At 72.6% G+C, this 26,337-nt stretch carries 19 protein-coding genes; 7 read left to right on the top strand and 12 right to left on the bottom strand.

Annotation, left to right across the window (positions count from 1 at the left end):
* The first annotated feature begins 9 nt into the window (after positions 1 to 9).
* The 4 genes from pilM to WMF39_RS49530 all read left to right on the top strand — a co-directional run bounded on the left by pilM (position 10) and on the right by WMF39_RS49530 (position 5,306).
* A complete protein-coding gene (gene pilM, locus WMF39_RS49545; RefSeq protein ID WP_437743408.1) occupies positions 10 to 1,524 on the top strand; it encodes a type IV pilus biogenesis protein PilM in 1,515 nt (504 codons plus the stop codon).
* Positions 1,521 to 2,117, top strand: coding sequence for a hypothetical protein (locus WMF39_RS49540; RefSeq protein WP_437743407.1), 597 nt, complete (start codon positions 1,521 to 1,523; stop codon positions 2,115 to 2,117). The genes pilM and WMF39_RS49540 overlap by 4 nt, the downstream gene beginning before the upstream one ends.
* Entirely contained in the window at positions 2,114 to 3,391 is a 1,278-nt protein-coding gene (gene gspN / locus WMF39_RS49535) for a type II secretion system protein GspN (RefSeq protein ID WP_437743406.1), read from the top strand. The genes WMF39_RS49540 and gspN overlap by 4 nt, the downstream gene beginning before the upstream one ends.
* Before the next feature lie 73 nt (positions 3,392 to 3,464).
* On the top strand, positions 3,465 to 5,306 hold the full coding sequence (locus tag WMF39_RS49530) for an STAS domain-containing protein (protein WP_437743405.1): 1,842 nt from the start codon (positions 3,465 to 3,467) through the stop codon (positions 5,304 to 5,306).
* Between the two features lie 28 nt (positions 5,307 to 5,334).
* On the opposite strand, the gene thrC is transcribed toward WMF39_RS49530, so the two are convergent.
* The 3 genes from thrC to WMF39_RS49515 all read right to left on the bottom strand — a co-directional run bounded on the left by thrC (position 5,335) and on the right by WMF39_RS49515 (position 9,245).
* Positions 5,335 to 6,675 carry a threonine synthase gene (thrC, locus tag WMF39_RS49525; RefSeq protein ID WP_437743404.1) on the bottom strand — a complete coding sequence of 447 codons (1,341 nt, stop codon included), beginning with the start codon at positions 6,673 to 6,675 and terminating at the stop codon, positions 5,335 to 5,337.
* A 52-nt stretch (positions 6,676 to 6,727) separates the two neighbouring features.
* The gene (locus WMF39_RS49520) at positions 6,728 to 7,813 is read right to left on the bottom strand and encodes a serine/threonine-protein kinase (protein WP_437743403.1); all 1,086 of its coding nucleotides are present in this window, start codon (positions 7,811 to 7,813) and stop codon (positions 6,728 to 6,730) included.
* 73 nt (positions 7,814 to 7,886) lie between these two features.
* Positions 7,887 to 9,245 (bottom strand): NAD(P)/FAD-dependent oxidoreductase, encoded by a 1,359-nt coding sequence (locus WMF39_RS49515; RefSeq protein WP_437743402.1) that lies wholly within the window; start codon positions 9,243 to 9,245, stop codon positions 7,887 to 7,889.
* Between the two features lie 56 nt (positions 9,246 to 9,301).
* Here WMF39_RS49515 and WMF39_RS49510 point away from each other — a divergent pair, with 56 nt between their 5' ends.
* The gene (locus WMF39_RS49510) at positions 9,302 to 10,534 is read left to right on the top strand and encodes a hypothetical protein (protein ID WP_437743401.1); all 1,233 of its coding nucleotides are present in this window, start codon (positions 9,302 to 9,304) and stop codon (positions 10,532 to 10,534) included.
* A gap of 18 nt (positions 10,535 to 10,552) precedes the next feature.
* Here the strand turns inward: WMF39_RS49510 and WMF39_RS49505 are convergent, their stop codons facing one another.
* The 7 genes from WMF39_RS49505 to WMF39_RS49475 form a co-directional block, all read right to left on the bottom strand.
* Positions 10,553 to 11,596, bottom strand: coding sequence for a GAF domain-containing protein (locus WMF39_RS49505; RefSeq protein ID WP_437743400.1), 1,044 nt, complete (start codon positions 11,594 to 11,596; stop codon positions 10,553 to 10,555).
* Positions 11,597 to 11,639: 43 nt separating this feature from the next.
* Complete coding sequence (locus tag WMF39_RS49500; RefSeq protein ID WP_437743399.1) at positions 11,640 to 12,608, bottom strand: histone deacetylase family protein; 969 nt, start codon at positions 12,606 to 12,608, stop codon at positions 11,640 to 11,642.
* Positions 12,605 to 14,011 carry an aminotransferase class III-fold pyridoxal phosphate-dependent enzyme gene (locus WMF39_RS49495; RefSeq protein WP_437743398.1) on the bottom strand — a complete coding sequence of 469 codons (1,407 nt, stop codon included), beginning with the start codon at positions 14,009 to 14,011 and terminating at the stop codon, positions 12,605 to 12,607. Before WMF39_RS49495 ends, WMF39_RS49500 begins: the two co-directional genes overlap by 4 nt.
* A 34-nt stretch (positions 14,012 to 14,045) precedes the next feature.
* Complete coding sequence (locus tag WMF39_RS49490; RefSeq protein ID WP_437743397.1) at positions 14,046 to 16,370, bottom strand: FdhF/YdeP family oxidoreductase; 2,325 nt, start codon at positions 16,368 to 16,370, stop codon at positions 14,046 to 14,048.
* On the bottom strand, positions 16,367 to 17,236 hold the full coding sequence (locus tag WMF39_RS49485) for a formate dehydrogenase accessory sulfurtransferase FdhD (RefSeq protein WP_437743396.1): 870 nt from the start codon (positions 17,234 to 17,236) through the stop codon (positions 16,367 to 16,369). Before WMF39_RS49485 ends, WMF39_RS49490 begins: the two co-directional genes overlap by 4 nt.
* A gap of 186 nt (positions 17,237 to 17,422) precedes the next feature.
* Entirely contained in the window at positions 17,423 to 18,412 is a 990-nt protein-coding gene (locus tag WMF39_RS49480) for a hypothetical protein (protein ID WP_437743395.1), read from the bottom strand.
* Complete coding sequence (locus tag WMF39_RS49475; RefSeq protein ID WP_437743394.1) at positions 18,409 to 19,830, bottom strand: aminotransferase class III-fold pyridoxal phosphate-dependent enzyme; 1,422 nt, start codon at positions 19,828 to 19,830, stop codon at positions 18,409 to 18,411. Before WMF39_RS49475 ends, WMF39_RS49480 begins: the two co-directional genes overlap by 4 nt.
* 81 nt (positions 19,831 to 19,911) lie before the next feature.
* Between WMF39_RS49475 and WMF39_RS49470 the strand changes: the two genes are divergently transcribed.
* Positions 19,912 to 21,354 carry an aldehyde dehydrogenase family protein gene (locus WMF39_RS49470; RefSeq protein WP_437743393.1) on the top strand — a complete coding sequence of 481 codons (1,443 nt, stop codon included), beginning with the start codon at positions 19,912 to 19,914 and terminating at the stop codon, positions 21,352 to 21,354.
* A 68-nt stretch (positions 21,355 to 21,422) separates the two neighbouring features.
* Here the strand turns inward: WMF39_RS49470 and WMF39_RS49465 are convergent, their stop codons facing one another.
* Both WMF39_RS49465 and WMF39_RS49460 read right to left on the bottom strand, forming a co-directional pair.
* Entirely contained in the window at positions 21,423 to 22,187 is a 765-nt protein-coding gene (locus WMF39_RS49465) for a DUF4142 domain-containing protein (protein WP_437743392.1), read from the bottom strand.
* A 156-nt stretch (positions 22,188 to 22,343) separates the two neighbouring features.
* On the bottom strand, positions 22,344 to 23,837 hold the full coding sequence (locus WMF39_RS49460) for a ferritin-like domain-containing protein (RefSeq protein WP_437743391.1): 1,494 nt from the start codon (positions 23,835 to 23,837) through the stop codon (positions 22,344 to 22,346).
* Between the two features lie 1,465 nt (positions 23,838 to 25,302).
* Between WMF39_RS49460 and WMF39_RS49455 the strand changes: the two genes are divergently transcribed.
* Positions 25,303 to 26,172, top strand: a complete 870-nt coding sequence (locus tag WMF39_RS49455; RefSeq protein ID WP_437743390.1) for a hypothetical protein — start codon at positions 25,303 to 25,305, stop codon at positions 26,170 to 26,172.
* Positions 26,173 to 26,337: the final 165 nt, after the last annotated feature.

The raw sequence follows: 26,337 nt of genomic DNA, 5'->3' as shown, positions 1-26,337 counted from the left end.
AGCGCGCAAATGCACAGGCTGCTCGGGATAGATGCTGGAAAATCCGTGGTACGGGCGGCGCTCATCCGCACCACGTACAGGAGGGTCTTCGTCGAGGCCCTCGGCGAGGCGGCCGTCACGGACGGCGTCTCCGAGGCCGAGGCCATCCGCGCCGCCGTGGGGCTCCACCGCCCGGACGCCGCGGCGATCGCGCTCTCCGGGGAGAAATCGTTCTACCGCCGCCTCGACCTGCCGGCGGCCGCGCAGAAGGAGGTCGAGAACGTCCTCGGCTTCGAGCTCGAGGCCACGGTGCCGTTCGAGATGGAAGACGCGGTCTTCGACCACCGTCTGCTGAAGCGGCCGCCCGGCGTGGAGACGCTGCCGGTCTTCGCCGCCGTCGCGCGCGTGGACGACGTGCGCGAGCGCATCGCCGTCGTGAAGGAGGCGCTCGGCTTCGAGCCGGAGCGGGTCGCGCTGGGCGCGGTGGCGCTCGCCAACCTCGAGGCGGTGATGCCGGAGCTCGCCGCGCCATCGCCCGCCAGCGCGCCGATCGCCCTGCTCGACCTCGACTACCTCACGTCCGAGATCGTGATCGTCTCCGGCGGCGAGCCCGTCTTCGCCCGGACGCTGTCGCGCGGGACGGCCGGCCTCCCCGGCACCGCGCCGGCGCTCGCGCGCGAGCTCCGCCAGACGCTCGCGGCGTGGCGCAACCTCGGCGGCGAGCCGCTCGCGGGGCTCTACCTGGTCGGCGGCGGCGCCACCGCCCAGGGCGCGGAGATGTTCCTGGCGACGCAGCTCGGCCTCACGATCCTGCCGCTGCCGACCCCTCGCATCGAGGGGCTCACGCCCGAGCAGGCCGCGGCGCTGCCACGCTTCGCCAAGGCGCTCGGGCTCGCGCTCGGGCTGACGCCGAAGACCAAGGGGTTCAACCTCCGGAAGGGCGCGCTCGAGGCCGAGCGCAGCTACCCGTTCCTGCGCGAGAAGATCCCGATCCTCGCCGGCCTCGGCACCGTCATCGCGCTGAGCTTCGGGTTCTCCATCGTCGCGGAGCTGCGGACCCTCGACGCGGAGCGGGAGCTGCTCGCCGCCTCGCTCGCGACCGCCTCGCACGACGTGCTCGGCGAGGAGACGAGCGACCCGCAGAAGGCCCGGGAGCTGCTCGAGCAGGGCCCCGGCGCGGCCGACGAGGATCCGATGCCCCGCGTCGACGCCTTCGACGTCATGGTGCAGCTCTCGAAGGCCGTGCCGAAGGAGATCACGCACGACGTGCTCGAGCTCGACGTGAACCGCGGCCACGTGACCCTCCAGGGCGTCGTCCCGTCGGTGTCGGACGCGCAGATCATCGCGGATCACATGAAGGAGCACCGCTGCTTCCGCGACGTGAAGGTCGGCCGGACGAGCCAGTTCACGGAGGGCAAGCACAAGTACGTCCTCGAGCTGGATCTCAAGTGCGAGGACAAGACGAAGAAGAAGAAGACCGGCGCCGCTGACGCGGCGGAGAGCGCCTCGGCCGGCGCGCCGGAGAAGCCGGAGGGATCGCGATGACGCTCCGCGAGCGACTCGACAAGCTGGAGCCGCGCGAGCGCAGGCTCCTCACCATCCTCCTCGGATTCCTGGCGGTGATCGTCCTCTTGCTCGTGCCGATCGGGCTCGCGAGCGTCGCGTCCAGCAAGCGCGCCGAGAACCAGGAGATCCGCGACCTGCTCCAGTCGATCTACGAGGCATCGGGGAAGGTCAGCGAGCGCAAGGCGCTGAAGGACGCGCTGCTCGCGCGCTATTCGCGGCCGGCGCCCGCGCTCGCCGGCTTCATCGAGGACGCGGCGAAGCAGCAGCAGCTCACCGCCGCCGAGTCGCAGGATCGCCCCGACGTCCCGCACGGCAAGAAGTACACCGAGCGGATCACGGTGGTGAAGATGCACAGGATCGGGATGCTCGGGCTCGCCAAGATGCTCGAGCACATCGAGGGCTCGGGCCACCCGGTCGCGGTGACGAAGCTGAACCTCAAGCCGCGCGCCGGGGAGCCGGACTCCTACGAGGTCGAGCTCGGCATCTCCGCGTTCGACCGGAAGGGCGAGCCCCAGCCGGCGACCCCCGCGCCGTCCGCGCCCCCCGCCGAGGAAGAGGAGCAAGAGCCATGAAGGCGCGGCTCATCAAGATCGCGAGGTGGGCGGCCTACCCGCTCTTTTACCTCTTCTGTCTGGGGCTCTTCGGCTACCTCACGTTCCCCTACGACCGGCTCAAGGACCGGCTGATCGCCGAGTTCGACCGCACGCAGCAGAAGCGGGGCCCGAGCCAGGCGCAGCGCCTCGAGATCGACGAGCTCGACTCGTACTGGTTCACGGGGGTCGAGATGAAGGGCGTGCGGCTCATCCTGCCGCCGGGCGAGCTCGGCACGAGCAGCAGGCCGAGCGGCGCCGCGGCCTTCGCCTCGGGCGACGCCGCCAAGGACAGCGCGCCGAAGCCGAGCGTCATCGAGATCGACGAGGCGCACGCGCGGGTGAAGATCCTGCCCCTCCTGATCGGGCGGATGCGGGTCTCGTTCTGGGCCAGCGTGTTCGGCGGCGAGATCGAGGGCGTGGTCCCGATGGGCCGATCGGGCGGCGACGTCCACGTCGAGGTCTCGGACGTGGAGCTCGCCAAGGTGGGTCCGCTCGGGGACATCCTTGGCCTGCCGATCGCCGGCACGCTGAGCGCGAACCTCGATCTCAGCGCGCCCGAAGGCAAGTTCAACAAGGCGAACGGCGCGCTCGAGGTCTCGGCCAAGGAGGTCTCGGTCGGCGACGGCAAGACGAAGATCCAGGGGCTCATCGCGCTCCCGGAGGCCAAGCTGGGGGAGCTGCTCCTGTCGGCGGAGGCGAAGGAAGGGGTCCTCAAGGTCACGAAGATGTCCGCGAACGGCCAGGATCTCGAGCTCGACGGCGACGGCAAGGTCAACATGCGCGAGCCGTGGAACAACTCGACGGCGGATCTCTACGTGCGCTTCAAGTTCACCGACGCGTACCGTTCGAAGAGCGATCTAACGAAATCGCTGCTCGGCGCGCCGGGGTCGAGCGTGCCCGGGCTGATCGAGATGCAGCAGCCCAAGATGAAGCGGTCGAAGCGAGCGGACGGCTTCTACGGCTGGCACGTCCACGGCCCGCTGAAGCGGCCCCGGTTCGACCCGCACGCGGCCGAGTCGCCCGCCGCGCGGGGCCGCGGCACGCCGGGCGCGAGCCCGGCCACGACCACGAGGAAGCCCGGCGGCGTCAACATGCCCCTCGGCGCCTCCGAGGCCGCCCCGAGGGAAGGCGAGGAGCACGAGCCCCCTGTGATGCCCCCGCCTCCGCCCCCGCCCTCCACCGAGGACGAGTCCCCCACACGGCCGCCGTCACCTCCGCCCGTAGACGGCGAGGGCACGCCTCCCGTTGAATAGAGCGGGGTGCAGCTTCGTGCGACGAAGACGCGCCTCGCTCTAGGACCCGGACCCACGCTCCAAGGACTCGTTGATGGGGGATCCCAGCTGGCAGCAAAACCGGCGCATTTTGCTGATCGACGACGACGCGGCGATCCACGAGGATTTCCGCAGGATCCTCCGATCCGAGGCGGAGGGCTCGACCTTCGCGAGCCTCCAGCCGACGCTGTTCCGCGAGCCGCCCGCCCGGCGGCCGGTGAGGTTCGAGCTCACGTCCGCGACCCGCGGGGAGGAGGGGCTGGCGAAGGTCCGCGAGGCGCTGCAGAGCGGCGCGCCGTACGCGCTCGTGTTCGTGGACGCGCGCATGCCGGGGTGGGACGGCGTCGAGACGCTCTCGCGCATCTGGAAGGAGGACGGCGCCATCCAGGCGGTCCTCTGCGCGGCGGACTCGGGTGACTCGTGGGAGGAGATCGCCGCCCGGTTCGGGCAGACCGACAACCTCCTCATCCTCGCCAAGCCGTTCGACCCGAGCGAGGTCCGCCAGATGGCCTTCGCGCTCACCGAGAAGTGGAACCAGCGCCGCGCCCTCGCCGAGGCCAATTACAAGGTGTCGGCGCAGTACACCGTGACCAGGATCATGGTCGAGTCGACGACGCTCTCCGAGGGCGTCCCGGCGCTCCTCGGCGCGCTCGGGGAGATGCTCGGCTTCCGGTTCGCCGCCCTGTGGCTCGGCGACGACGAGAGCGACGGGCTGCGCTGCGAGCACACCTGGAGCGCCGCGCCCGACGACTCGATCGCGCTCGAGGCGGCGACCCGGGGCGCGCGGTTCGCCCGCGACGCCGGGCTGCCCGGCCGCGCGCTCGCCCAGGGGGAGCCGACCTGGTTCAGCGACCTGGACGCCGAGGCGGACGACCCGCGCGCGCAGGCGGCGCGCGGCGCCGGCCTCCGCTTCGCGGTCGAGCTCCCCATCGCGGTCCGCGCCGACGCGCAGGTCGCGGCCGTGCTGGAGCTCATGGACGCCGAGCCGCGCGCGCCCGATCCGGGGCTGCTCGACGTCCTGCTCGCCATCGCCGCCAAGGCCGGCCACTTCATCGGCAGCAAGCGCGTGGAGGCGGCCCTGCGCCGGAGCGAGGCGAACAACCGCGCGCTGCTCTACGCCATCCCCGACACGATCCTCCGGATCAGCAGCGACGGCATCTGCCTTGATTTCAAGGCCTCGCGGGACCCGAGGCCGTCGCTCCGCGCCGAGGATCTCCTGCACAGGCACGTCGCCAACGTGTTCCCCGCCCACGTCGCCGAGCAGATCACCGGCCTCGTGGCGCGAGCGCTCGCCGACGAGGCGACGCACGTCTTCGAGTACCAGGAGCAGCTGGCGGGCGGCGCGCGCGACTACGAGGTCCGGATCGCCGGCAGCGATCGGGCGGAGGCGGTGGTCATCGTGCGGGACATCACGGAGCGAAAGCGCGCCGAGACGGAGACCGAGGCGCGTCGCTCCCGGGAAGAGGCCCTCCGGGCGCAGAACGAGATCCTCGCGGCGCTGTCGACCCCGCTCATCCCGATCAGCGACGACATCGTCGTGATGCCGCTCGTCGGCGCCCTCGACAGCCAGCGGACGCGCCGCGTGCAGGAGACGCTGGTCCGCGGCGTCGCCTCCCGCCGCGCGCACGTCGCGATCCTCGACATCACCGGGGTGCCGCGGATCGACGGCCCGTGCGCCGACGCGCTCCTCGGCGCCGCGACGGCGGTGCGCCTGCTCGGCTCGGAGGTGATCATCACGGGCCTGAGCCCCGACGTGGCCAGGACGCTCGTCGAGATCGGCGTCGACATGAGCGGCATCGTCACGCACAACACCCTGCAAAACGGCATCGCCTCCGCGATGACCTCCGCGAACGCGCGCGGACGGCGCCGCCGGCGCCGCGCGAGGTCGCGCGGGTAGCGGCCGGCGGCCCGACGTTGCCGGAGCGTCAGCGCTTGCTGGTCTGCGCGGCGTGCTTGTCGAGGGCGGCGAGGACGCGGTCGTAGTCGGGCGGCAGCGCGACCGGCGGGTTGGCGAGCCGGCTCGTCACGTCCGCGAGCGCGCGCTCGTGGTATTTCACCTTGAACTCCGTGAACTTGAGGCCGTTCGCGGTCGAGACCACGACGACCCGCTGGCGCTTCTCCACGAGGCCCTTCTTCACGAGCTTCTCCAGCGCGGCGAGGGCGACCGCCGTGTGCGGGCAGGTGTACATGCCGGTGCGATCGGCGCGGGCCGCCGCGTCGCAGAGCTCGTCCTCGGTGACCTCCTCCGCGACGCCGTCCATCGCCTTGAGGGCCAGCATCGCCCTCGGCGCGCTCACCGGGTTGCCGATCTGGATCGCGCTCGCCAGGGTCTCCCCCGCCTTCATCGGCACGACCTCGCTCCGCCCCTCGGACCACGCCTTGAAGAGCGGGTTGGCCCGCGCCGCCTGCGCCACGCAGAGGCGCGGGAACCGCGTCGTCAGGCCGAGGTCCTTCAGCATCTTGAAGCCCGCGTAGAGGGCGTAGGCGTTGCCGAGGTTGCCGCTCGGGAGGATGACCCAGTCGGGCAGCGTCCAGTCGAACTGCTGCACGATCTCGATGGCCACGGTCTTCTGGCCCTCGAGCCGCAGGGCGTTCATCGAGTTCGCCAGGTAGACGATGCCGTCGGCCGAGAGGCGCTGCACGATGGCCATGCAGCCGTCGAAGTCGGTGTCCAGCGAGAGGACCAGCGCCCCCGACGCGATCGGCTGGACGAGCTGCGCCGTCGATACCTTGCCCCGCGGCAGCAGCACGACCACGGGCAAACCGGCCGCCGCCCCGTACGCCGCGAGCGACGCCGAGGTGTCCCCCGTCGACGCGCACGCGATCGCGCGCACCTCGAGGCCCTCGCGGATCGCCTTGTTCACCACCGAGACGAGCACCGTCATGCCGAGGTCCTTGAACGACCCCGTGTGGCTGTTGCCGCAGAGCTTCACCCAGACGTCATCAAGCCCGAGCGTGCGGCCGTAGCGGTCTGCCCAGAACAGGTTCGAGCCGCCCTCGTCCATCGACACGATGGCCTCGTCCGGGACCCCGGGCGCGACCCACTCCCGCTTGCCCCAGACCCCGGAGCCGTAGGGCCACACCGTGCGCTTGTAGCGCTCGTCGAAGAGCTTCATCCACGTCGCGGGGCTCCGGTCACGGAGCGCGTCGATGTCGTGGGCGACGTCGAGCAGGCCGCCGCAGGTGGGGCAACGGTAGAGGGGCTGCGTCAGCGGGTAGCTGCCGGCACAACCGGTCAGGCATCGGAATGCAGCAGAGTAGGCCATGGCAATCGAATCTCCTGGGTGGCGGGAAGCGCCCGCGGGAGGTGGTGTCGGTTCAGTCGAAGCGTGGGGCTTCCATGCCGAGCCGCCTATAGAAGTAGATCGCCGCGTTCCTGGCAAACGATCCCTGCGGGACATAGACATCGCTGGGCTCCCGCAGCGGCTCGTCGGCCGAGAGCGGCCCGTCCCGGTCGCCGGCCAGCCGCTCGAGATCCTCGAGGAACGCTTCCATCGAGGGATAGCGGTTGTTCGGGCTCTTCCGGATCGCCTTCAGGATCACGGACTCGAGCAGCGGATCGAGGCTCCGGCGCCTCTCCGAGGGGCGGGGCGGCGGGGTCACGAGCTGCCGGGCGAGGAGCTCCGACTGCTCCGAGCGCGGGAACGGGAGCTCCCCGGTGAAGGCCCGGAACATGACGACGCCGAGCCCGTAGACGTCGGTGCGGGCGTCGGGCAGGTCGCTCACGACCTGCTCGGGCGCCATGTACTCGAGGGTGCCCACGGCGGTGCCGGTCGCCGTGATGAGGTCGGCGGCCTGGATCTTCGCCAGACCGAAATCGAGCACCTTGACCGCGTACGGATCGCCCTGCGGGCCCACGAGGTAGATGTTGTCCGGCTTCACGTCGCGATGGATGATCCCGGCCCGGTGCGCGGCGGCGAGCCCGGACGCGGCCTGGGAGAGCACCGGGATGGCGAGGTCCGCGTCCATGCGGCGCTCGCGCCGGAGCCAGTCGCCGAGCGACTCGCCGAAGAGGTACTCCATCACGAGGTAGGGCGCGCCGTCTTCCGAGCGCGTGCCGGCGTCGAGCACCCGGACGATGTTCGGGTGCCCGATCGTCGCGGCGCTCTGCGCCTCGCGCACGAACCGCTCGCGCGTCCGCTCCGCCCGCGCGGCGAACTCCTCGAGGACCTTGATCGCGACCGGCTGGCCCGTCTCGATCTCGACCGCGAGGTAGACGCGCGCCATCGCCCCTTTGCCGAGGTAGCCGCGCACCTCGTAGCGCTCGCCAAGGACGGTCCCGCGCAGCCGGGTCGGCTTGTACCGGAACAGGTCGACGCGCCGGCCCTCGGTGAGCTCCGCGCCGTCGTAGGGGCAGAACCGATGGCCCGCGTCGTACTCCCGGTGGCAGCGCGCGCAGAACATGGCCCCGCATCGAATAGCGCCCCGCGCTCCGGCCACGCAAGCCCGCTCGGCGGGCGCCCCCGCGCTAGCCGCTCTAGCCCGCCTTGCGCGGCGAGCGCCCCGTCAGCTTGGTGTACGCGTGATAGCCGAGCCAGCGGAGCGGCTCGGGCGGGACGCCCCGGAGGGGGGCCATGTAGAACGGCAGATCCCGCCACCGCGCGTCGTCGCCCGCGTAGATGTCGCAGAGCACGCGGCCCGCGAGGTTGGCAAGCGTCACGCCGTGGCCGCTGTAACCGAGGGCGTAGTACACGTTCCGGTGCTCGCCGCGCACCCCCATGCTGCAGAGCCGGCTCATCGTGATGCCGAGGGTGCCCGTCCAGCGGTGCGCGATCCGCAGCCGCTCGGCCGCAGGGAAATAGCCGGTGAGCCGGCGCCGGATGGCCTCGAACGCCGGCCCTGCCGACCCGGGTGTGCCCGGGTAGGAGGTCTTGTTCCCATAGAGGTAGGCATACGCGGCGTTGCTGCCCCCGCCGAACACGAGCTCACCGGCCGGCGTCATGCTGGCGTACGCGATCCGGTCGCGGTCGTCGCTGAAGCCGGCGACCTGCCCCCAGCCGAGCGCGGCGCGCGCCTCGGCGTCGAGCGGCTCGGTCGCGATGACGTGCGAGTGCAGCGGGAAGATGCCGGTCTTGAAGTAGCCTAGGCGCGGCGTGTAGCCGTTGGTGGCGAGCACGATGGCCGCGGCCCGGACGACGCCGCCCGGCGTTGTCAGCTCGATCGTGCGCCCCTCCCGGATCCCGAGCACCGGCGTGTCCTCGTGGACGGCGACCCCCCAAGCGAGCAGCAGCGGGCGCAGGCAGCGCAGCAGGTCGACCCCGTTCAGCTGCCCCTCGGTCGCGTCCAGCACGGCCCCGGCCGCGCCCTGGATCCCGAGCCGCTTCGAGAGCGCCGCGCTGTCCAGGTACTGTAGCGAAATGCCCCAGCTGGCCAGCTGCTCCACCCGCGCGTGCGCCGCCTCGGCCCGGCGCGCGTCGGTGAGCACCTCCATGCATCCGTCGCGGCGGTGGCGCACCGGGAGGTCGTGCTCCTGGATCATCCCGACGATGCCGTCGATCCCCGCGCGCGTCGTGTCGTACACGCGGCGCGTGAGCTCCGGATCGCGAGAGCCCACCCCGTTGATCCAGTTCAGCATCATCCCCCCGTTGCGCCCGCTCGCGCCGTTCGCGAGGTGGCGCGCCTCGAGGATCATGACGCGGAGGCTCGGAAATCGGCGGATTAGATGGTATGCGGTGGAGATCCCGGTGAAACCTCCTCCGATGATGGCCACGTCGGCCGTCGCGTCCGCGCGCAGCGGAGGGACGGGCTCATAGACCGGGCCCGCCTCGCTCCACACGGAGCGCGCGGAATCGATGTGCGTGTGCGTGTACGTGTCAACGAGCGCTGCACGAGCCACGATGATCACCTATCAGAGGGATGCGCCTCTGGCACCATGAACCCCGGGAGCCCTGCTTGAAGCGACGTGTCCGGCTCTGCATGAAGGATCTCTTCCACCAGGACGTGGTGGAGATGATCGAGCGCGAAACTCGCAAATACCAGATCTGGTCCATCGAGGATCCTTCCGACCCGGACTTCGACGCGGCGTATCAGATCCTCTGGGACTGCTTCGGTCCTCATGGAGAGATGGAGCGCAAGGAGGCGATCGAGGCGTTCCTCCGCGACGACCCGTTCACGCCCGAGCCGTCGGGCACGTACATGCGCTACTTCCTGCTCGTGGCGCGAGACGCGGACGGAAAGGTGCGCGGCGTCCGCGACGGCACCGTGCTCATCAATCCGGCGTACGCTCCGGACCTCTGCGTCATCTACCTCGCTCATATCTTCATGATCCCCGAGGCGCGCGGGACGGTGCTGTCGTACTGGCTGCGCATCTCGCCGGTCGAGCTCGCCATGCAGTACCTCACCGACCTCCACGCGATGGGGAAGATCACGCTCCCCGCGCCGTCGGCCCCGGGCAAGTACTTCGGGATGAACGTCGATCTCGCGGCCGAGGTCGAGTACTTCACGCCGGAAGAGCGCCTGTCGTGGCAGCGCATCCTGTTCTACGGCCGAGGCGGGTTCGACGCGATCAACCCGCGCCACTTCCCCTACCGCCAGCCCGACTTCCGCGATCCCGAGGTGATCCGCGCGACCGGCAACCAGCCGTCTCCCTTCATGGTCCTCGTGCGGCGCATGGGCCGCGAGCGGCAGGCGCAGCTGCCGATCGACGAGGCGAGGGCGCTCATGCGGCTCCTGTACGACGATTTCGCGGATCACTGCGCGCCGCACCTGCTCGAGAACAGCCTCCAGCTCGTCCTCGACCGGCTGGAGGAGCGGGCCAAGCGGAAGAGCTTCGTCGAGCTCTTGCCGCTCCCGACCGGGCCCAGGGATCTGCACCGGCTGAAGCCGCTCTTCCGGCACAACGTGTTCACGAAGTACTACCCGGACAGCCCCGACATCCGCGGTTACCTGAACAGCGGCATCCGCGAGAGGCTGCTCGCGAACCCGCGCCACCTCGACGAGGAGCTCGCCCGCATCGCCCGGGAGCTGGAGACCCGTCCGCCGTTCGTCTACGGGAGCCGGGACAAGACCGCGACCTGGGAGGGCAACCCGCTCGCTCCGGGCTCGGAGCCGCTCGCTGACGGGCCCGACGCGGGCGAGATCACCCGCGAGGTGCCGGCGCCGCCGTCGACCCTGCCGCCGCGGTGATCCCCCACGGCGCCGTGATCACCGCGCCTCAGGCGGACGGGCGGCGCCGCCGCTCCCGGGGCTGGCCGTCGCGGCCCGCGCGCGCAGGGCGCCCGCGCGGAGCCTTTGCACCGCCGCGGAGGCGGCCTCGTGGGCGTCGAGCGCGCCGCGCAGCACGAGCGCCCGCCCCTTGGCCGCGGCGGCCTCTCCCAGCGTCCCGTCGAGCACGCCCTCGGCGAGCCGTACGAGCGGGCCGATCTCGGCGAGGTTCCGCGCGAGCGCCCGGGCCTCCGTGGCGAGCCCGGACGCCGCCTCGCAGGGCGAGGCGCTCGCGATGGCCGCGGCCTCCTCGCAGAGCCCCTCCGCGACGGGGCCCATGTCGCGCCAGCACGACACGGCCGCGCGCAGGCTGGCCGGCGTGACGTGCGTCGCGCGCGCCGCGTCGATCCCGCGCGCCGCGTCGACCCGCGGCCCCGCCGTCGCCGCCTGCGCCGCGGCGATGACGGGCGAGAGGGCGAGGAGCGCGCGCTCCAGGGCGCGGGTGGCCTGCTCGACGCGGACGAGGCGCTCCTGCACGTCGGCGCTGGCCAGCGGGGCGTCGCTCAGCGTGAGCGCCGAGAGCCTGCCGGAGACGTCGATGGCGAGCTGCTCGAGGGCGCCGACGATGCGCTGGTCGAAGCGGCGCGGGACGACGTCGAGCACGCAGAGCGCTCCGAGCACGTGCCCGTGCGCGCGCACCGGCACGCCCGCGTACGCGCGGATGCCGTAGCTCTCGACGAGCTCCTTCGGGACGCGCTCGTCGCGCAGCGCGTCGTCGACGATGAGCGGCACCTCGTCGAGCACGACGAGCTGGCAGAAGGAGTTGCTCCTCGACGTCGCGCAGCTCACGGCGAGCTCGAGGGGGAGCCCGTGCTGCGCGCGCAGGAGCTGGACATGGCGCACGAGCAGGCTGACCACGGCGATGGGCGACCGGGCCAGCTTGGCGGCCCGCACCACGCAGGCGTCGAGGATGGCGTCCGCGTCGGCGCGCAGCAGGGCGCCGCGCAGCTCGGCCAGGCGGGCGGCGTCGTTCAGGTCGGCCATCGCGCGATGCTACCCTGCCTGGCGGGGCGCGGGTCGGCCGAGGTCACCCCGGGCGCGCCGCCGCTTCCCTCGCCCGCACCGCCGCGATGAAGGTGCGGAGGTGCACCTCGACCACCCGGCTCACGTCGGGCGTGTACCCGCCCGCGAGCACCCACGCGATCGGGACGCCCCGCTCGAGCGCGGCCCGGAACACGATCTGGTCGCGCGCGTGGAGATCGTCGTGGGTCAGGTCGAGCGGCGAGTACGGGTCCTCGCGGTACGGGTCCGCGCCGGCCTGGTACAGGATCAGGTCGGGCGCGGCGCGGTCGATCGCCGGGCCGAGGTGCCGCTCCAGGATCTCGAGGTAGGCGGCGCCGCCGCTCCCGTTCGGGACCGGGACGGACCAGCAGTTCTCGGTGTCCGGGGCGCGCTCGCCCTCGACGTCCCGGTGCGCCTTGTTCTGCTTGTACCAGCTGCCGTAGATGGAGAGCTGGAACGCCCAGGGGCGCGACGCGAGCAGCGAGGCGGTGCCGTTGCCGTAGTGGAGGTCCATGTCGACCACCAGGCCGCGGCGGATGCGCCCCTCGGCGCGCGCGCGCTCCAGCGCGACGACGAGGCCGTTGAAGGTGCAGAAGCCCTCGCCGTGGGCCTCGTGCGCGTGGTGGAAGCCGCTCGCGAGGTTGCCCGCGACGCCGTCCTCGAGGGCCGCGGCGGCGGCGGCGACGCAGCCGCCGTTCGTGAAGCGCACCGCCCCGGCGAGCGCCGGCGACCACGGGAGCTTCTGCGACTCGGCCAGCGCCCGGGGCTCGCCGGTCGCGATCGCCTGGACGTACCCGGGCGCGTGGACGCGAAGGAGGTCCTCGTCACAGGCCGCCTCGGGCTCCTCGATGCGCGCGGGCAGGCCGCTCCGCTCGATCGCCTCGCGCACGAGGGCGAACTTGCGCATCGGCATGACGTGCTCGCCGATGTCCGCGAAATAGCGCGGCGTGTGGAACACCCGGATCGGCGGCGAGGCGGCGGCGTCAGAGGTCACTTGCAGACCGACTCGAGGTGGTCGAGCGCCTCGCCGACGTGGCGCGGGGCGAAGATCAGCGCCGGCCGGAAGCGGAGCGTGCGCTCGCCCGAGCCGCCCACCTCGAGGCCGCGGTTGCGGAGCGCCGTGAGCGCCGCGTCACGCCGGGCGGCGTGGGGGAAGTCGACCGCGGCGAAGGTGCCGCTGCCGCGGGCGCCCGAGAGCACCCCGGGGTAGCGCCGGCAGAGGTCCTCGAGACCGGCGACCAGGCGCTCGCCGGTCGACCGCGTGTTCTCGAGGAGCCGGTCGCGCTCGATGACCTCGAGGATCACCTCGAGCTGCGCGCCGCGGAGCGGGTCGCCGAGCCAGGTGTTGAAGACGCGCAGCGGCTCGATCGGCGCGAGCTCCTCGCGGCAATAGAAGCCGCCGAGCTGCATCTTCTTGGAGAACGTGACCATGTCCGGCGGCTCGGGCAGGTCCCACGCCTCGTGCGCCCAGAGCGCGCCGGTCCCGCCGCCGCACGTCTGCACCTCGTCGATGATGAGCGCGACGCCGCGCTCCGCGGTGAGGCGGCGGAGCGCCTGGAAGAAGGCCGGGCTCGCGTGGCGGTCGCCGCCCTCGCCCTGGATCGGCTCGACGATGACCGCGGCGACCTCGTCCGGGTGGGCGTCGAGCGCCGCCTCGACCGCCTCGAGCGAGCGCGCCTCGGCGGCGCGGTTCTGCTCGGCGTGCGCCGCGAGGGGGAAATGGCTCGCGGGGAACGGCGCGACGGGCCAGTCGAACGCGGGGATGTCGAGCTTGTGGATCGGCTTGCTCCGCGTCGCCGAGAGGGCGCCCATGCTGCGGCCGTGGAAGCCGCCATCGAAGGAGAGCACCTTGAAGGCGTTCACGCCGGGCTGCCGGTTGAGCATGGCGGCGGCGAGGTCGCCGTCGCTCGGCTGCGCGCCGCCGCGCCGTCGCCGGGCGAGCCGGATGAACGCGGCCTTGAGCGCGTTCTCGACCGCCTCCGCGCCGGTCGTGAACGTGAAGACGCGCGTGTGCCCCTTCGGCGCGACGCGCATCAGCGTCTTCTCGACGAGGTCGACCCACTCGGGCGCGGGCGCGACGCCGAGCGCGGAGCGGTAGCCGGCGCACCAGTCGAAGCGGCCGTCGCGCCACGCGGCGAGCAGGTCCGGGTGGTTGTAGCCGATGGGCACGGCGGCGATGTGCCCGTACACGTCGAGCAGCACGTTGCCGTCCACGTCGACCATGTAGTTGCCCAGGCTCTTGCGCGCGTCCTGATAGAAGTGGATCGGTCGCGCGTCCTGGTAGCGATGGTGGCGAGCGCGGAGCGCCTCGGACGCAGGCCCCGGGATGGCGGTGCGCATCGAGGCGCGCTCGGGCTCGCCGGGGATGGGCGGGGGGATGTGGGTCGGGGCGTTCATGGTCGGACTCCAATGCAACGGGGGCGGCGGAGCGTCACGCAGATCCGTCGGTCGCGACCGCCGCCCGGACGCGCACCACGATCGATTTCGACGCGGGCGTGTGGCTCTTCTCGGCGATGCTGCCGAGCGGCACGAGCACGTTCGCCTCGGGGAAGTAGGCCGCGACGTTGCCGCGGGGGATCGTGTACAGCACGACGCGGAACGCGCGCGCGACGCGCTCCCCGTCGGAGAAGCGGCTCGTGACGTCGACGAGGTCCCCCTGGGCGAGCCCGCGCTCGGCCGCGTCCTCGGCGTTCATGAACACGACGCGGCGCCCGCCCCGGACGCCGCGGTACCGGTCGTCGAGCCCGTAGATGGTCGTGTTGTACTGGTCGTGGCTGCGGATCGTCATCATCAGGAGCTCGCCCGGCTCGAGATCGTGCCGCGGGAGCGGGTGGATCACGAAGTTCGCCTTGCCCGTCGCCGTGCGGAACTCGCGCCGCGCCGCGGCGTTCGGCAGGGCGAAGCCGCGCGGGTCCCGGATGCGCGCGTTGAAGTCGTCGAAGCCGTCGATCGTGCGCTCGATGAGATCGCGGATCCTGTCGTAATCGGCGGTGAGCTCCTCCCACGGCACGCGCGAGCGCGCGCCCAGCGCCGCGCGGGCGAGGCCCGCCACGATCGCCACCTCGCTGCGCAGCAGCTCCGAGGCGGGGGGGAGGTTGCCGCGCGAGCTCGAGACGACGCCCATCGAGTTCTCGACGGTCACGAACTGCGGCCCGCCCGCCTGCGCGTCGCGCTCGGTGCGGCCGAGGCAAGGCAGGATGAGCGCGCGCCTTCCCGTCACGAGGTGCGCCCGGTTCAGCTTGGTCGAGACGTGCGCGGTGAGGTCGCACCTGGCGAGGGCGCGGGCGGTCAGCGCCGTGTCCGGCGTGGCCGAGAGGAAGTTGCCGCCCAGCGCGAAGAAGACGCGGGCGCGCCCCTCGGCCATCGCCGCGATCGCGGCGACGGTGTCGAGCCCGTGGCGGCGCGGCGGGGAGAAGCCGAAGTTCTGCTCGATCCGATCGAGGAGCTCCGCGGGCGGGCGCTCCCAGATGCCCATCGTCCGGTCGCCCTGCACGTTGCTGTGCCCGCGCACCGGGCACGCGCCCGCCCCGGGCCGCCCGATGTTGCCGCGGAGGAGCAGGAAGCTCATCACCTGCTGCACGTTGGCCACGCCGTTCTGGTGCTGCGTGAGGCCCATGGCCCAGCACGCGATCGTGCGCTCGGAGCGCATCGCGATCTCGGCCGCCGCCCGGATCCGGTCGCGCGGGACCCCGCTCTGCGCGACGATGTCGTCCCAGGGCGCGCCGCGCACGGCGCCCGCGAACGCCTCGAAGCCGTGGGTGTGGCCCGCGATGAACGCGCGATCGAGCACGGCGCCCGGCCTCCGCTCCTCCTCTTCGAGCATCTCCTTGATGATCCCGGTGAAGAGGGCGACGTCGCCGTTGATGCGCACCTGGAGGAAGAGCGTCGAGAGCGGCACGCCCGAGCCGACGAGATCGAGCGGGTGCTGCGGGTGCTGGAAGCGCTCGTTGCCGGCCTCGGGGAGCGGGTTCACCGTCACGATCTCGCACCCGCGCAGCCGCGCCTCGCGCAGCGCCGAGAGCATGCGCGGGTGGTTCGTCCCCGGGTTCTGCCCGACGACGAAGATCGCGTCGGCCAGCTCGAAATCGTGGAGGGATACGGTCCCTTTGCCCACGCCGATGGCCTCGCGCAGGCCGACGCCGCTCGACTCGTGGCACATGTTCGAGCAGTCGGGCAGGTTGTTCGTCCCGAGCTCGCGCACGAAGAGCTGGTAAAGGAACGCCGCCTCGTTGCTCGTGCGGCCCGACGTGTAGAAGACGGCCTCGTCCGGCGAGCCGAGCGCGCGCAGCGACGAGGCGACGACGTCGAGCGCCTCGTCCCACGACACCGGGCGGTAGTGCGACGCGCCCTCGTCGAGCAGCATCGGGTGGACGAGCCGCCCCTGCTTGCCGAGCCAGTGGTCGGACTGCCGCGAGAGCGCCTCGACGCTGTGCTCCCGGAAGAACTCGGGCGTGACGCGGCGGAGCGTCGCCTCCTCGGCGACCGCCTTGGCGCCGTTCTCGCAAAACTCGGCGAGCGAGCGCTTCTCCTCGGGCTCGGGCCACGCGCAGCCGGGGCAGTCGAAGCCCTCGCCCTGGTTCACGCGGAGGAGCGTGCGCACGGCGCGCGCGACCCCCATCTCGCCGACCGCGTGCCGGAGCGTCGCGCCGACCGCCGGGAGCCCGCCGGCCGCCGCGCTGCGCTCGCCGATCCTGGGCGCCTCGGGCTCCAGAGGCGGCTCCGCCTGCACGTCGCGCACTACGTCGCGGGCCGTCACGACGCGGCCTCCGCCGGGACCGCGACCGGGACCTCGATGCGCTCCCGGCCCGCGTACACGTTGAACCGCCCATCGCGCGCGAAGCCGACGAGCGTCATCCCGTGCGCCGCCGCGAGCTCGGCGGCCAGGCTCGAGGGCGCGCCCACCGCGACCATCACCGGGATCGAGGCCCGGAGCGCCTTCTGCACGAGCTCGAACCCGGCGCGCCCGCTGACCATGAGCACCGCACCCGGATCGGGCAGCCGCCCGGCGAGCAAGGCGGCGCCGATCAGCTTGTCGACGGCGTTGTGGCGCCCGACGTCCTCGCGGAGATCGGCGAGCGCCCCGCTCGCGTCGAAGAGGGCCGCCGCGTGCAGCCCCCCGGTCCGCCCGAACACCGGCTGCGCGCCGCGGAGCCGCGCGGCGAGCCCGTGCACGATCCCCGGCGCGAGCCGGGGGACGCCCCGCGCGAGCGGAGAGGGCGGCGCGAGCGCCGCGACGTCGATCGACGCCTTGCCGCAGACGCCGCAGCTCGCGCTCGCGACAGCGAGGGCGCGCTCGGTGCGCCCGAGATCGACGGCCACGTCATCGCCGAGCGTGACGCGCACGAGGTCGCCCGAGGGGCCGAGGGCCTCCTCGACGGCGACCACGTCGGCCGCGCGGGAGATGACGCCCTCGGCGAACAGGAGGCCGACCGCGAGCTCGCGGTCGTTGCCGGGCGTGCGCATCGTGATGCCGAGGCGGCGCTCGGCGCGGCGCGCGTCCCCGAGGGCGCGCGCGACGACGACGATCTCGAGCGGCTCCTCGACGGCGAGCAGATCTTCGGCGTCCGAGGCGGCCTCGTCCGTGATCCTGCGGATCGAAACGGTGGTGGTGCTTGACGGCATGGCGGCGTGTCCGGCGCTCTCAATCGTAGCCCGCGGCGACCCGCCGAGCAGGATTCGCGTGGAGCCGCCCGCCTGGCCGGCGCCGGCCGCGCTCCGACGCGCCCCGGGCGGAGCCCTCGCAAGGATCTCCGCCGAACAGCCGGCGCCTACGATGGGGCGCGGAGCCCCGGGGCCTCCTGACCCCGGCTATCCCGAGGACCACGCCGCGCAGAGCCTCTCGAGCTCCCGGTCCGGCACGTCGAGCGGCGCCTTGCCGCGCCACGCCGGCGGGAACAGCGGCATCACCGCGCTCCGGAGCACCGGCGCGAACCCCGCGGCCTCCGCCGGCCCCCGCGGGATCCGGATCAGGGGCACGCGCTCACCCGGGAACGCCGCGAGGCGCGCGAGCGCGTTCTCGCGGATCGGCGCGAGCTCGCCCTGGCTCACCTCGCGCGCGTGGACGGCCTGGTAATGGCGCAGAAACGACTCGGCCCGGGCGCGCGGGATCTCGTCGCGCTCCTCCTCGCCGACCTGGCGCACCACCGCGAGCAGCGGCAGCGGCACCGGCGTGACGCCGAGCGCCGCGATATCGCGAAAGTCCGGCTGCGCGTACGGGAGCACGTCCGGCGGGACGATCGCGAACCCCGCGCGCCCGTACGCGATGAGCCGCACCACCGTGTCGCGGTCGTCCGGGTCGACGGCCTCCATCTCGGCGGCGAGCATCACCTCCGCGCCATCGCCGCCGGCCCCCTCGCCCCCTGCGAGCCCCGCGCCCTCGATCGCGCGGCGCGCGAGCGCGACGGGCGCAGCGCGCAGCAGGGCGGCGAGCCCGCTGCGGCGGAACGCCGGCAGGACGAGCGCGTGCGACAGGAGCGCCACGCAGCGCCGCGCCGCGCGGTCCAGCGTGACGTAGCAATCGCGCACGCCGGCGAGGTGCCCCTCCGCGTCGCGCGCGAGCAGCAGGTGGTACGTCGCCGAGATCGGCGCCCCCGCGTCCGTGTGCGCCCCGGTGAGCCACGCCCAGAGCACCTCGCGGCGCTCGAGCTCGCCCTTCGGCCCGAAGACGGCGTCGAGCGCCCGGTAGCCCTCGTCGAACGCCGCGCCGTCCTGCGCCTCGTCCACGGAGAACTGCGCGAGCGCCCGCGCGACCTTCTCCGGCCCCTCCCCCGGGCAGACGTCGCGCGGATCGACGATCATCCGGCCATCTCGCGCAGCACCGCGTCGAAGACGCCGATCGCCTCGTCGACGTCCGGGACCGTCGTGATGAGGTGCGGCCGCAGCCGAACCGAGCGCGTCCCCGTGTAGCTCGCGAACACCCCGCGGCGGAGCGCGCGCGAGAGGAAATCGTCGCGCGCCGCGGTCGTCGGCAGGTCGAACGCGAGCAGGAAGCCGCGGCCGCGCGGCTCGCTCGCGAGCGCGGGGTAGCGCTCGCAGAGCTCCTCGAGCCGCGAGAGGAAGTGGCGGCCCGTCGCGCGCACGTTGCCGAGCAGGTCCTCCGACTCGATCGCGCGGAGCGTCGCCAGCGCGACCGCGGACCGCGCGCGGTCGCCGTTGCGCGTCTGGTACATGCGCCCGAACTGCGCGACGTCGTACGCGCTCGTCGCGAAGAACCCGCCCATCTGCATCTTCTTGCCGAAGCACATGAGATCGGGCGGGCGCGGCAGCTCGAGCTGCTCGTGCGCCCAGAGCGCGCCGGTGATCCCCATGCCCGTCTGCACCTCGTCCAGGATGAGCGCCGCGCCCGCCTTCCCGGCGAGCTCCTGCACGCGGCGGAAGAAGGCCGCGCTCGCGTGCCGATCGCCCCCCTCGGACTGCACGGGCTCGACGATCACGGCGGCCACCCGGCCGTCGTGCGCGTCGAGGATCCGCTCGAGCGCGGCGAGCGCCTCCGCCTCGGCGCGGTCGTTCTCGTCGGCGAAGCGCGCCAGCGGGAAGCGGCTCGCGGGGAAGGGCGCCGTCGGCCAGGGGAACGCGGGCAGGTCGGCCTTGTGGATCACCTTCGAGTGCGTGGCGGACATCGGCCCGAGGCCCCGGCCGTGGAACGCGCCGGCGAACGACACGACCACCGCGTCGGTGCCCGCGTTGTCGAGGATGCTCTTCTGGAGCTCCTCCGGCAGATCGAGCGGGTTCCTCGGCAGCCCGGCGGCCTCCCGCCGGCGCTCGCCGTGCCGGATGAACGCCGCCTTGATCGCGGACTCGACGCCCTCGCCCCCCGCGTCCACGCAGAAGACGCGCGCCATGCCGCGCGGCGCGAACCGCTGCTCGAGCGCCTCCACGAACTCGAACCAGGCCGGCGTCGTCACGAACGGCGTCGACGTCGGGTTCGCGACGGCGCGGATGAAGGCCTCGCGGTGCGCCACCTCGACCAGCGCGGGGTGGTTGTAGCCGAGCGCCCCGAGCGCGAAGTTCGCGAACAGGTCCAGGAACACGTTGCCGTCCACGTCGACGAGCGAGCACCCGCGGCTCGCGATGTCGTCCATCACGACCGCGCGGTACCTCGACTGCATGTCGAAGCCGCCGCGCGCCATCCAGGCGCGCGCCTTCGGCCCGGGCAGCTCGGTGACGACTCTTCGCGGAGGGACGGACGGGAGCGTGGGGCGATCGGAGAAATCCATAGGCAGCGCGAGTATCCCGCACGCCGGGGCGGGTGTCATCGCCGCTTGCCGCGCCCGGGTGCGCGGGTTTACGACGGGGGCATGGGTGACACGCGCGAGACGGTGAAGAGGCTTTGGATCGACAACGCCGAGCGGGAGGCGCTCTCCGGCGAGACGTTCGAGACCGCGAACCCCGCGACGGGCGGGGCGCTCGCGCAGCTCGCCCGCGGCCGCCGCGAGGACGTGGACGCCGCCGTGGCGTCCGCGCGCGCGGCGTTTCCGCGCTGGGCGGCGATGGATCCGAACGAGCGCGCGCGCATCCTGTGGAAGGCGGGGGAGCTGATCCTCGCGCGGTGCGAGGAGCTGGCGCGGCTCGAGGCGCTCGACACGGGCAAGCCGATCACGGCCGCGCGGACGATCGACGTGCCGCGCACGGCGGACACGTTCTTCTACTTCTCCGGGTGGGCGACGAAGCTCGGCGGCGAGACGATCCCGGTCCGGGGTCCGTTCCTGAACTACACCGTGCGCGAGCCGCTCGGCGTCATCGGCGCGATCATCCCCTGGAACTTCCCGCTCTTGCTCGCGGCGCGGAAGGTGGCGCCCGCGCTCGCGGTGGGCAACGTGGTGGTCATCAAGCCGCCGGAGGAGGCGAGCCTCACGACGCTGGAGCTGGCGCGCATCCTCGCGGAGGCGGGGGTGCCGCCGGGCGTCGTCAACGTCGTCACGGGGCACGGCGAGGAGGCGGGGGCTGCGCTCGTCGAGCACCCGGGCGTCGCGAAGATCTCGTTCACGGGCGGCACGGAGACGGGCAGGACGATCATGCGCGCGGCGGCGGGCACGCTGAAGAAGCTGTCGCTGGAGCTGGGCGGCAAGAGCCCCAACATCGTCTTCGCGGACGCGGACGTGGAGAGCGCCGCGAAGGCGGCGGTGACGGCCATCTTCTACAACCAGGGCGAGCTCTGCACGGCGGGGAGCCGGCTCCTCGTGGAGCGGGCGGTGCACGACCGCGTGCTGGAGGTGGTCACGAGCGGCGCGCGCCGGATGGTCCCTGGCGATCCGCTCGATCCGTCGACGCAGATGGGCCCCCTCGTCTCGGAGGCGCACTTCACGAAGGTGCTCGGCTACATCGACCGTGGCGCGGCCGAGGGGGCGCGCCGCGAGACCGGCGGGCGCCGCGAGGGCCCGGGGTTCTTCGTCGAGCCGACGGTGTTCTCGGCGGTCTCTCCGTCGATGAGCCTCGCCCGCGAGGAGATCTTCGGCCCCGTGCTGGCGGTCCTCCCCTTCGACGACGTGGAGGAGGCCGCGCGCGTCGCGAACGCGACCGAGTTCGGCCTCGCGGCGGGCATCTGGACGCGCGACGTCGGCAAGGCGCACGCGCTGGCCACGCGCCTCTCGGCGGGCACGGTCTGGATCAACACGTACAACCGCTTCGACGCGGCGAGCCCGTATGGCGGAACCAAACAGTCCGGCTTCGGGCGGGAGAACGGCCGCGCGGTGCTCGACGAGCTGACGCAGCTCAAGTCGGTCTGGGTCTCCCTCAGCTAAGCGGGGCGCATCGGCGCTGACCGCGCGCCCCGCTCTCGCCTCCCTCTTCCGTCCTCGCCTACGGCCGACTACTTCGGCGGGGGCGCGGCCTCCTTCGTGCCAGGCGCCGGCGGCTGCGCGCCCGCGCCCGCAGGACCGAGCTTCTGCGAGAGCGCCTCCGCGTCCTTCAGGTGCTTCTCGATCGTCGGCCGGAGGTCCTTCTCGACCATCGCCTTCAGATCGGCGTTCTTCGCGTTCGGCAGCGCCTTCCTATCAAGGAAGTCGAGCGTGTTCTGGTGATCCTTGATCATGGTGGCCACGAACTGCTGATCGAAATCGGCCCCTTGCAGCGCCTTCAGCTGCTCGAGCGCGCTTTGCGTCTCTTCGGTGAGCTGCTTGCTCTTGTCCGAGTCAGCCGCCGTGATACCGAGCTTCTTGACCAGCTTGGCCTGCTTCGCCTTGGCCTCGGTGTGGTGCTGGGCGATGACCTTGGCATAGGCCTTCACGTCCTTGCTCTTGGCCTTCGTCTGCGCGAGCTGGGCCTCGTCGATCTCCTTCTTGTTCGCGGCGTCGAGCACGGCGAGGATCTGCTCGTCGGTCAGCGGGGCCTCGGCCGGGGCGCTCGGCGTCGTGGCCGTCCCCGGCTGCGTCGTCCCCGCCTGCGGCTCGGTGCCGGGCGGCGGAGCCGGCGGCGTCGCGGGAGGGGCCGCCTCCGGCAGCGGCGGGGCGGCGGTCGGGGCCGGCTGCGGTGGTGCTTCGTTCGTGTTCGGGCTGCTCGCCGGGGGCGGGTTGGAGCAGCCGACGCCGACAGCAAGACCGATCGTCAGGACGAGAGCGTTGCGCGATGCAACCATGGGTAAAGACCTCCTCACGTGGATTCGAGTGCCGGCCCCGTGCAAGATCCGGTGCACGGCACGGGTGCCCCCTTTTCTCCCGAATCCACGCGACTGCCCCCCTCCCCGCTGTGGCAAGTTGCCACGGGAGTGGGCGAATCTGCCTCATCAGTCCGCTCAGGAGGATGCCTGTGGCGGACTCGACGGTTGCGCGGCGACGCTGTCGCGCGACAGCCCCGGTAAGGCGGCGCGGCACGGCGCGATGACCTCGGCGAGCACCTCGCGGCGCAGCGCCCCGAGCGCGCGCGCCGGGAGCAGGCCGAGCGCCTCGTGCACGGCGGGCCCGGGGGCCGGGTCGACGGCGTAGCGGGCGGCGGCGCGGGAGAACGCCCGCTCCGCCGCGGAGCGCGCCGGCCCGCCGAACGTCGCGAGCATCCACGAGAGCGCCCTCCACGAGAGCGCCGCGTGCCGCTCCTCGTCGGCGGCGATGCGCGCGAGCGTGGCCGCGAGCGCCGGATCCCCCGCGCGCTGCGCGATCTCACGGCCCTCCGCCGCGCCCAGCGCCTCGCCCACGCAGCCCTCCTCGACGAGCGCCTCCACCACCTCGGCGACGCTGGCGCCGAGCGGCGCCGTTGCCGCCTCGAGCAGCGGCCCGGGGCCGATGGCCCGGCCGGCGAGGCGGGAGGCGACGCCGTAGGCGAGGCGCGCGTGCTCCACCTCGTCGAGCGCGGCGCGGTGCGCCTCGCCGACGAGGGCGGCCGGCGCGCCGAGCGTGAGGAGCTGGAGGGAGAAGCGGGCGAAGCTCGCGATGGACGCGTGCTCGAGCGCGGCCACGGCAGCGTAGTGCGCCGCGGCGAGCTCGCGCACCTCGGGCGAGAGGGACGCGACGTCGAGCTCGGCGGGAGCGCGCCAGTCGTCGCGGGCGGCGCCCTGCGCGGCGCGCGGCTGGCCGTCGACGACGAACGGGCGGCCGATGGCGCAGGAGATCCCCGCGCACTCCCAGCGCGCGCTCTCGGCCTCCGGGTCGGTGACGACGCAGGCGGCGCCGCGGTTCTCGTCAGAAGATCGGCAGTCCGCGTCGCGCAGGCAGGTATCTTCCTTGGTGCGGCAGGCGAGCGTCACCTGCTCCCAGCAGCCGTTGAAGTACGCCGACAGGCCGCAGGTGCTGCCGGGGCAATCGGCGTCGACCGAGCAGAGGGCCTTTGCGCAGACCGAGTGCTGCTCCCGGAGGGCGCCCGTCCCCTTGCACACGCAGGCCTCGGACGCGCCGCACTCCGCGTCGCTCTCGCAGGAGTACTCGCAGCCGCAATACGCGCCTATCTGCCCGAACGAGCTCACGCACGTTCCGCGGGGTCCCTCCTTGCAATCGGCGTCCGTCCTGCACTGGAACGTCCGCTCGGTGCCGCTGCACGCGCGCTGGTCGATGGTCGCGTCGCACCGGACCCGCGTGGCGCGGTGCACGGTGCCGTCCCGCTCCTCTACCCAGCCCACGCCGCGCGGCGGCCGAGGCGCCGGCGCGGCTTGTTCGTCCGGGACGCCGGCGTCGCGGGGCGTGGCCGCCTGCGGCTCGCCGAGCGTGACGACCGCGATCTCGGGGCTCTTCGCGTTGGAGCAGCCGGCGGCGCCAGCGGCGAGGAGGAGGGTCATGCGGAGCGAGCGGTGGCGTTCCATTCGCGGCAGGGTAGCAGAGGGGCGCGCGAGGCCGGATCGATGGGCTCGCGGCGTCGCGGGAGCTGAGCGTCGATGACGAGGCAGCGCGCCGCGGGGGGCGGACGCACGCTGGCGCGATCCGGTGCGATGCTGGCCCGGTGACGAGACCCTCTGCCGCGATGCGAACGATCGTCGGCCGAGCTGGGCGGTTCGCGCCTGGACATCGCCCCTCGCCGGACCTGTCGTCGACGGGGGACGGACGGCTCACGTCCATCACGTCGTTGCGGCGAGCGCCGGCCGTACGCGGGAATTGATGGCGCTCGGCACCAATGATACGGCCGCTTTCGATCGCGCCGCTCAGCGCGCTCGCCCCTCGCACAGTCCGGAATCGAGCGGAGAGATCATGGCTTTTCGGAGCAGGGTGGCGAAGTACGCCCCTTGGGTTCATCCGCAGGCAGCTGGGACGCATCGAAGCCTGTAGCGAGCGGAAGCGCGAGAGTCTGAGGAAGCCGATCCAGAGGCGGTGTTCCACCGCAGCATCGCCTTGCGGAGGCGTCTGCCTGCCCCATGTTTCGAGCGACGCCGAGCTCGCCGGTCCCCGCCTCGATCCCGGGTTTGCAGCGGACGTCGGCAGGTGATCCCGCGGCTGGCCGAGAGGGGAAAATGTCTCACCGTCCCAACCCGCATTACCACCCCGTGTTGGTCGTCGTCGTGTCGGTTCTCGCAGCGAGCACTGCCCTCGCCGCGAGGCCATACTGGGGTCGTTTCAAGGACGATGGTTGCCGGGCAGCCAATGCCAGGCAGTTCTCCTCGGTCCTGCATGGTATCCCGTCGGGCCAGTCCTGGGAGGACGCGTGCTGGCGCACGCCAGGCCTTCACGGCAGAGTGCCTGACCGCTGCATCACCACCGACCGCATGTGGGGCGAGTGGGATATCCCCGATCCCAGCTGCCGCCCATAACGCAGCCCATCGGCCCTAGCGCAGCGCCGGTCGATCGCTGATGGGTTCCCGCTCAGCCGAGGTTATCTCGGCTGTCCCATGCCATCCGCGCGATTGTCGCCTTCTGCGTGGTCTGGTCCTGCCTGTCGGCTTGCCCGGGTCTCGGCCCGCTCCGACTCTCCACCGCAACAGCGGCATCGTCGGCACCGGCGAAGCTCCGCCCACTTCCGCCAACGTCCTGCGCCACCTCCGGCCAAGCCCCGCCCGCTTCCTCCGGCGTCCCGCGCCACCTCCGGCCAAGCCCCACCCGCTTCCCCCGACGTCCCGCGCCACCTCCGGCCAAGCCCCGCCCGCTTCCCCCGACGTCCCGCACCACCTCGTTCGAAGCCGCGCTCACTCCTCAGGTCATCCGTTTCCCACGCCTCCTCCCCCCACTACCCTATCGCCCGCAGGTGCCTGAAGGAAACCGCACGACCTTGCTCCAGAATCCCGCCCATTTCGTGCTCACACGCGACATTCCCTCCCGCGCGATTTACTCATTCTGTTTATGCCTAAACGGAAAACCCCGAACAAATCAGGGACACCCGCCGTTGAATCCACCCAGCTTCACACCGCGGAGGCGGCCTTCCAGCGCCTGCAGCCCGACCTGGACGCCATCCCGCTCGCCGGGCTGGAGGTGCCGCGGCTCGATCTCCAGGCGGCCGCCGTGCAGGCCATCGGCGCGGCCGAGGCGCTCGCCGCGCCGAAGCTGCGCCAGCGCATCGCGGCCATCGCCGCCACAGGCGCGCTCGATGCCACGCTGATCGACAGGCTCGAGGGCGTCGCCTGGGCGACATGGTTCGCCCGGTACAAGTTCCTCCTGACCTCGGCCACCCACTCCGGGGCAGCGCTCCCGGCCACCCTCGTCGAGCGGGCGTACGAGACGCGCGCGCGCATGCTGAAGACGCTCGAGTATCACCTCGACGGCGACGCGGAGGCGGTCGCGCAGCTCGCGCACCTGCGCGCGGGCAGCGGCCACCTCGACCTCGCCAACGATCTGTCCGGCGCCGCCGAGATGTACCGGAAGCACCGCGAGGCCATCCAGGACGACAAGCGGAACTTCCGCAGCGAGGACGAGCAGGACGCGGCCGCGCTCGCGGCGCAGATCCTCCGCCTGCTCGGCGCCACGGCGACGCCCGAGCAGACGCTCTGGAAGGGCTACCAGGCGCGCGCCGCCAAGCTGCTCTTCCGCCATTACGACGAGGCCGTCCGCGTCGGCCGCTTCCTCTTCTACTACGACGATCCCGAGGGCCGATTCCCCAACCTGTACACGGCGACGCGCGCCACGCCGACGCCCCCTCGGACCGAGAAGAAGCCGGACGCCAGCCCCGTGAAGCCCGAAGCCGTCACCGTCGATCCGCCGGTCGGCATCGCCTGATCCGGACGCTCCCGACAGCCGCGTTGACCAACGTCGTTCGGTCGCGCTCAGGGCCCGAAGCCCCCCCCACCATCACTCACGAACGTGAACGTGGTCGAGATCGTCAGTGGTCGTCAACGGTAGGCCGTGAACGACCACGACCACGACCACGACCACGACCACGAC

It is taken from the genome of Sorangium sp. So ce1504, from assembly GCF_051521635.1.
GTDB classification, from domain to species: domain Bacteria; phylum Myxococcota_A; class Polyangia; order Polyangiales; family Polyangiaceae; genus Sorangium; species Sorangium cellulosum_B.
Note: the sequence above shows the minus strand (reverse complement) of the source record. Positions and strands in the feature narration are given on the sequence as shown.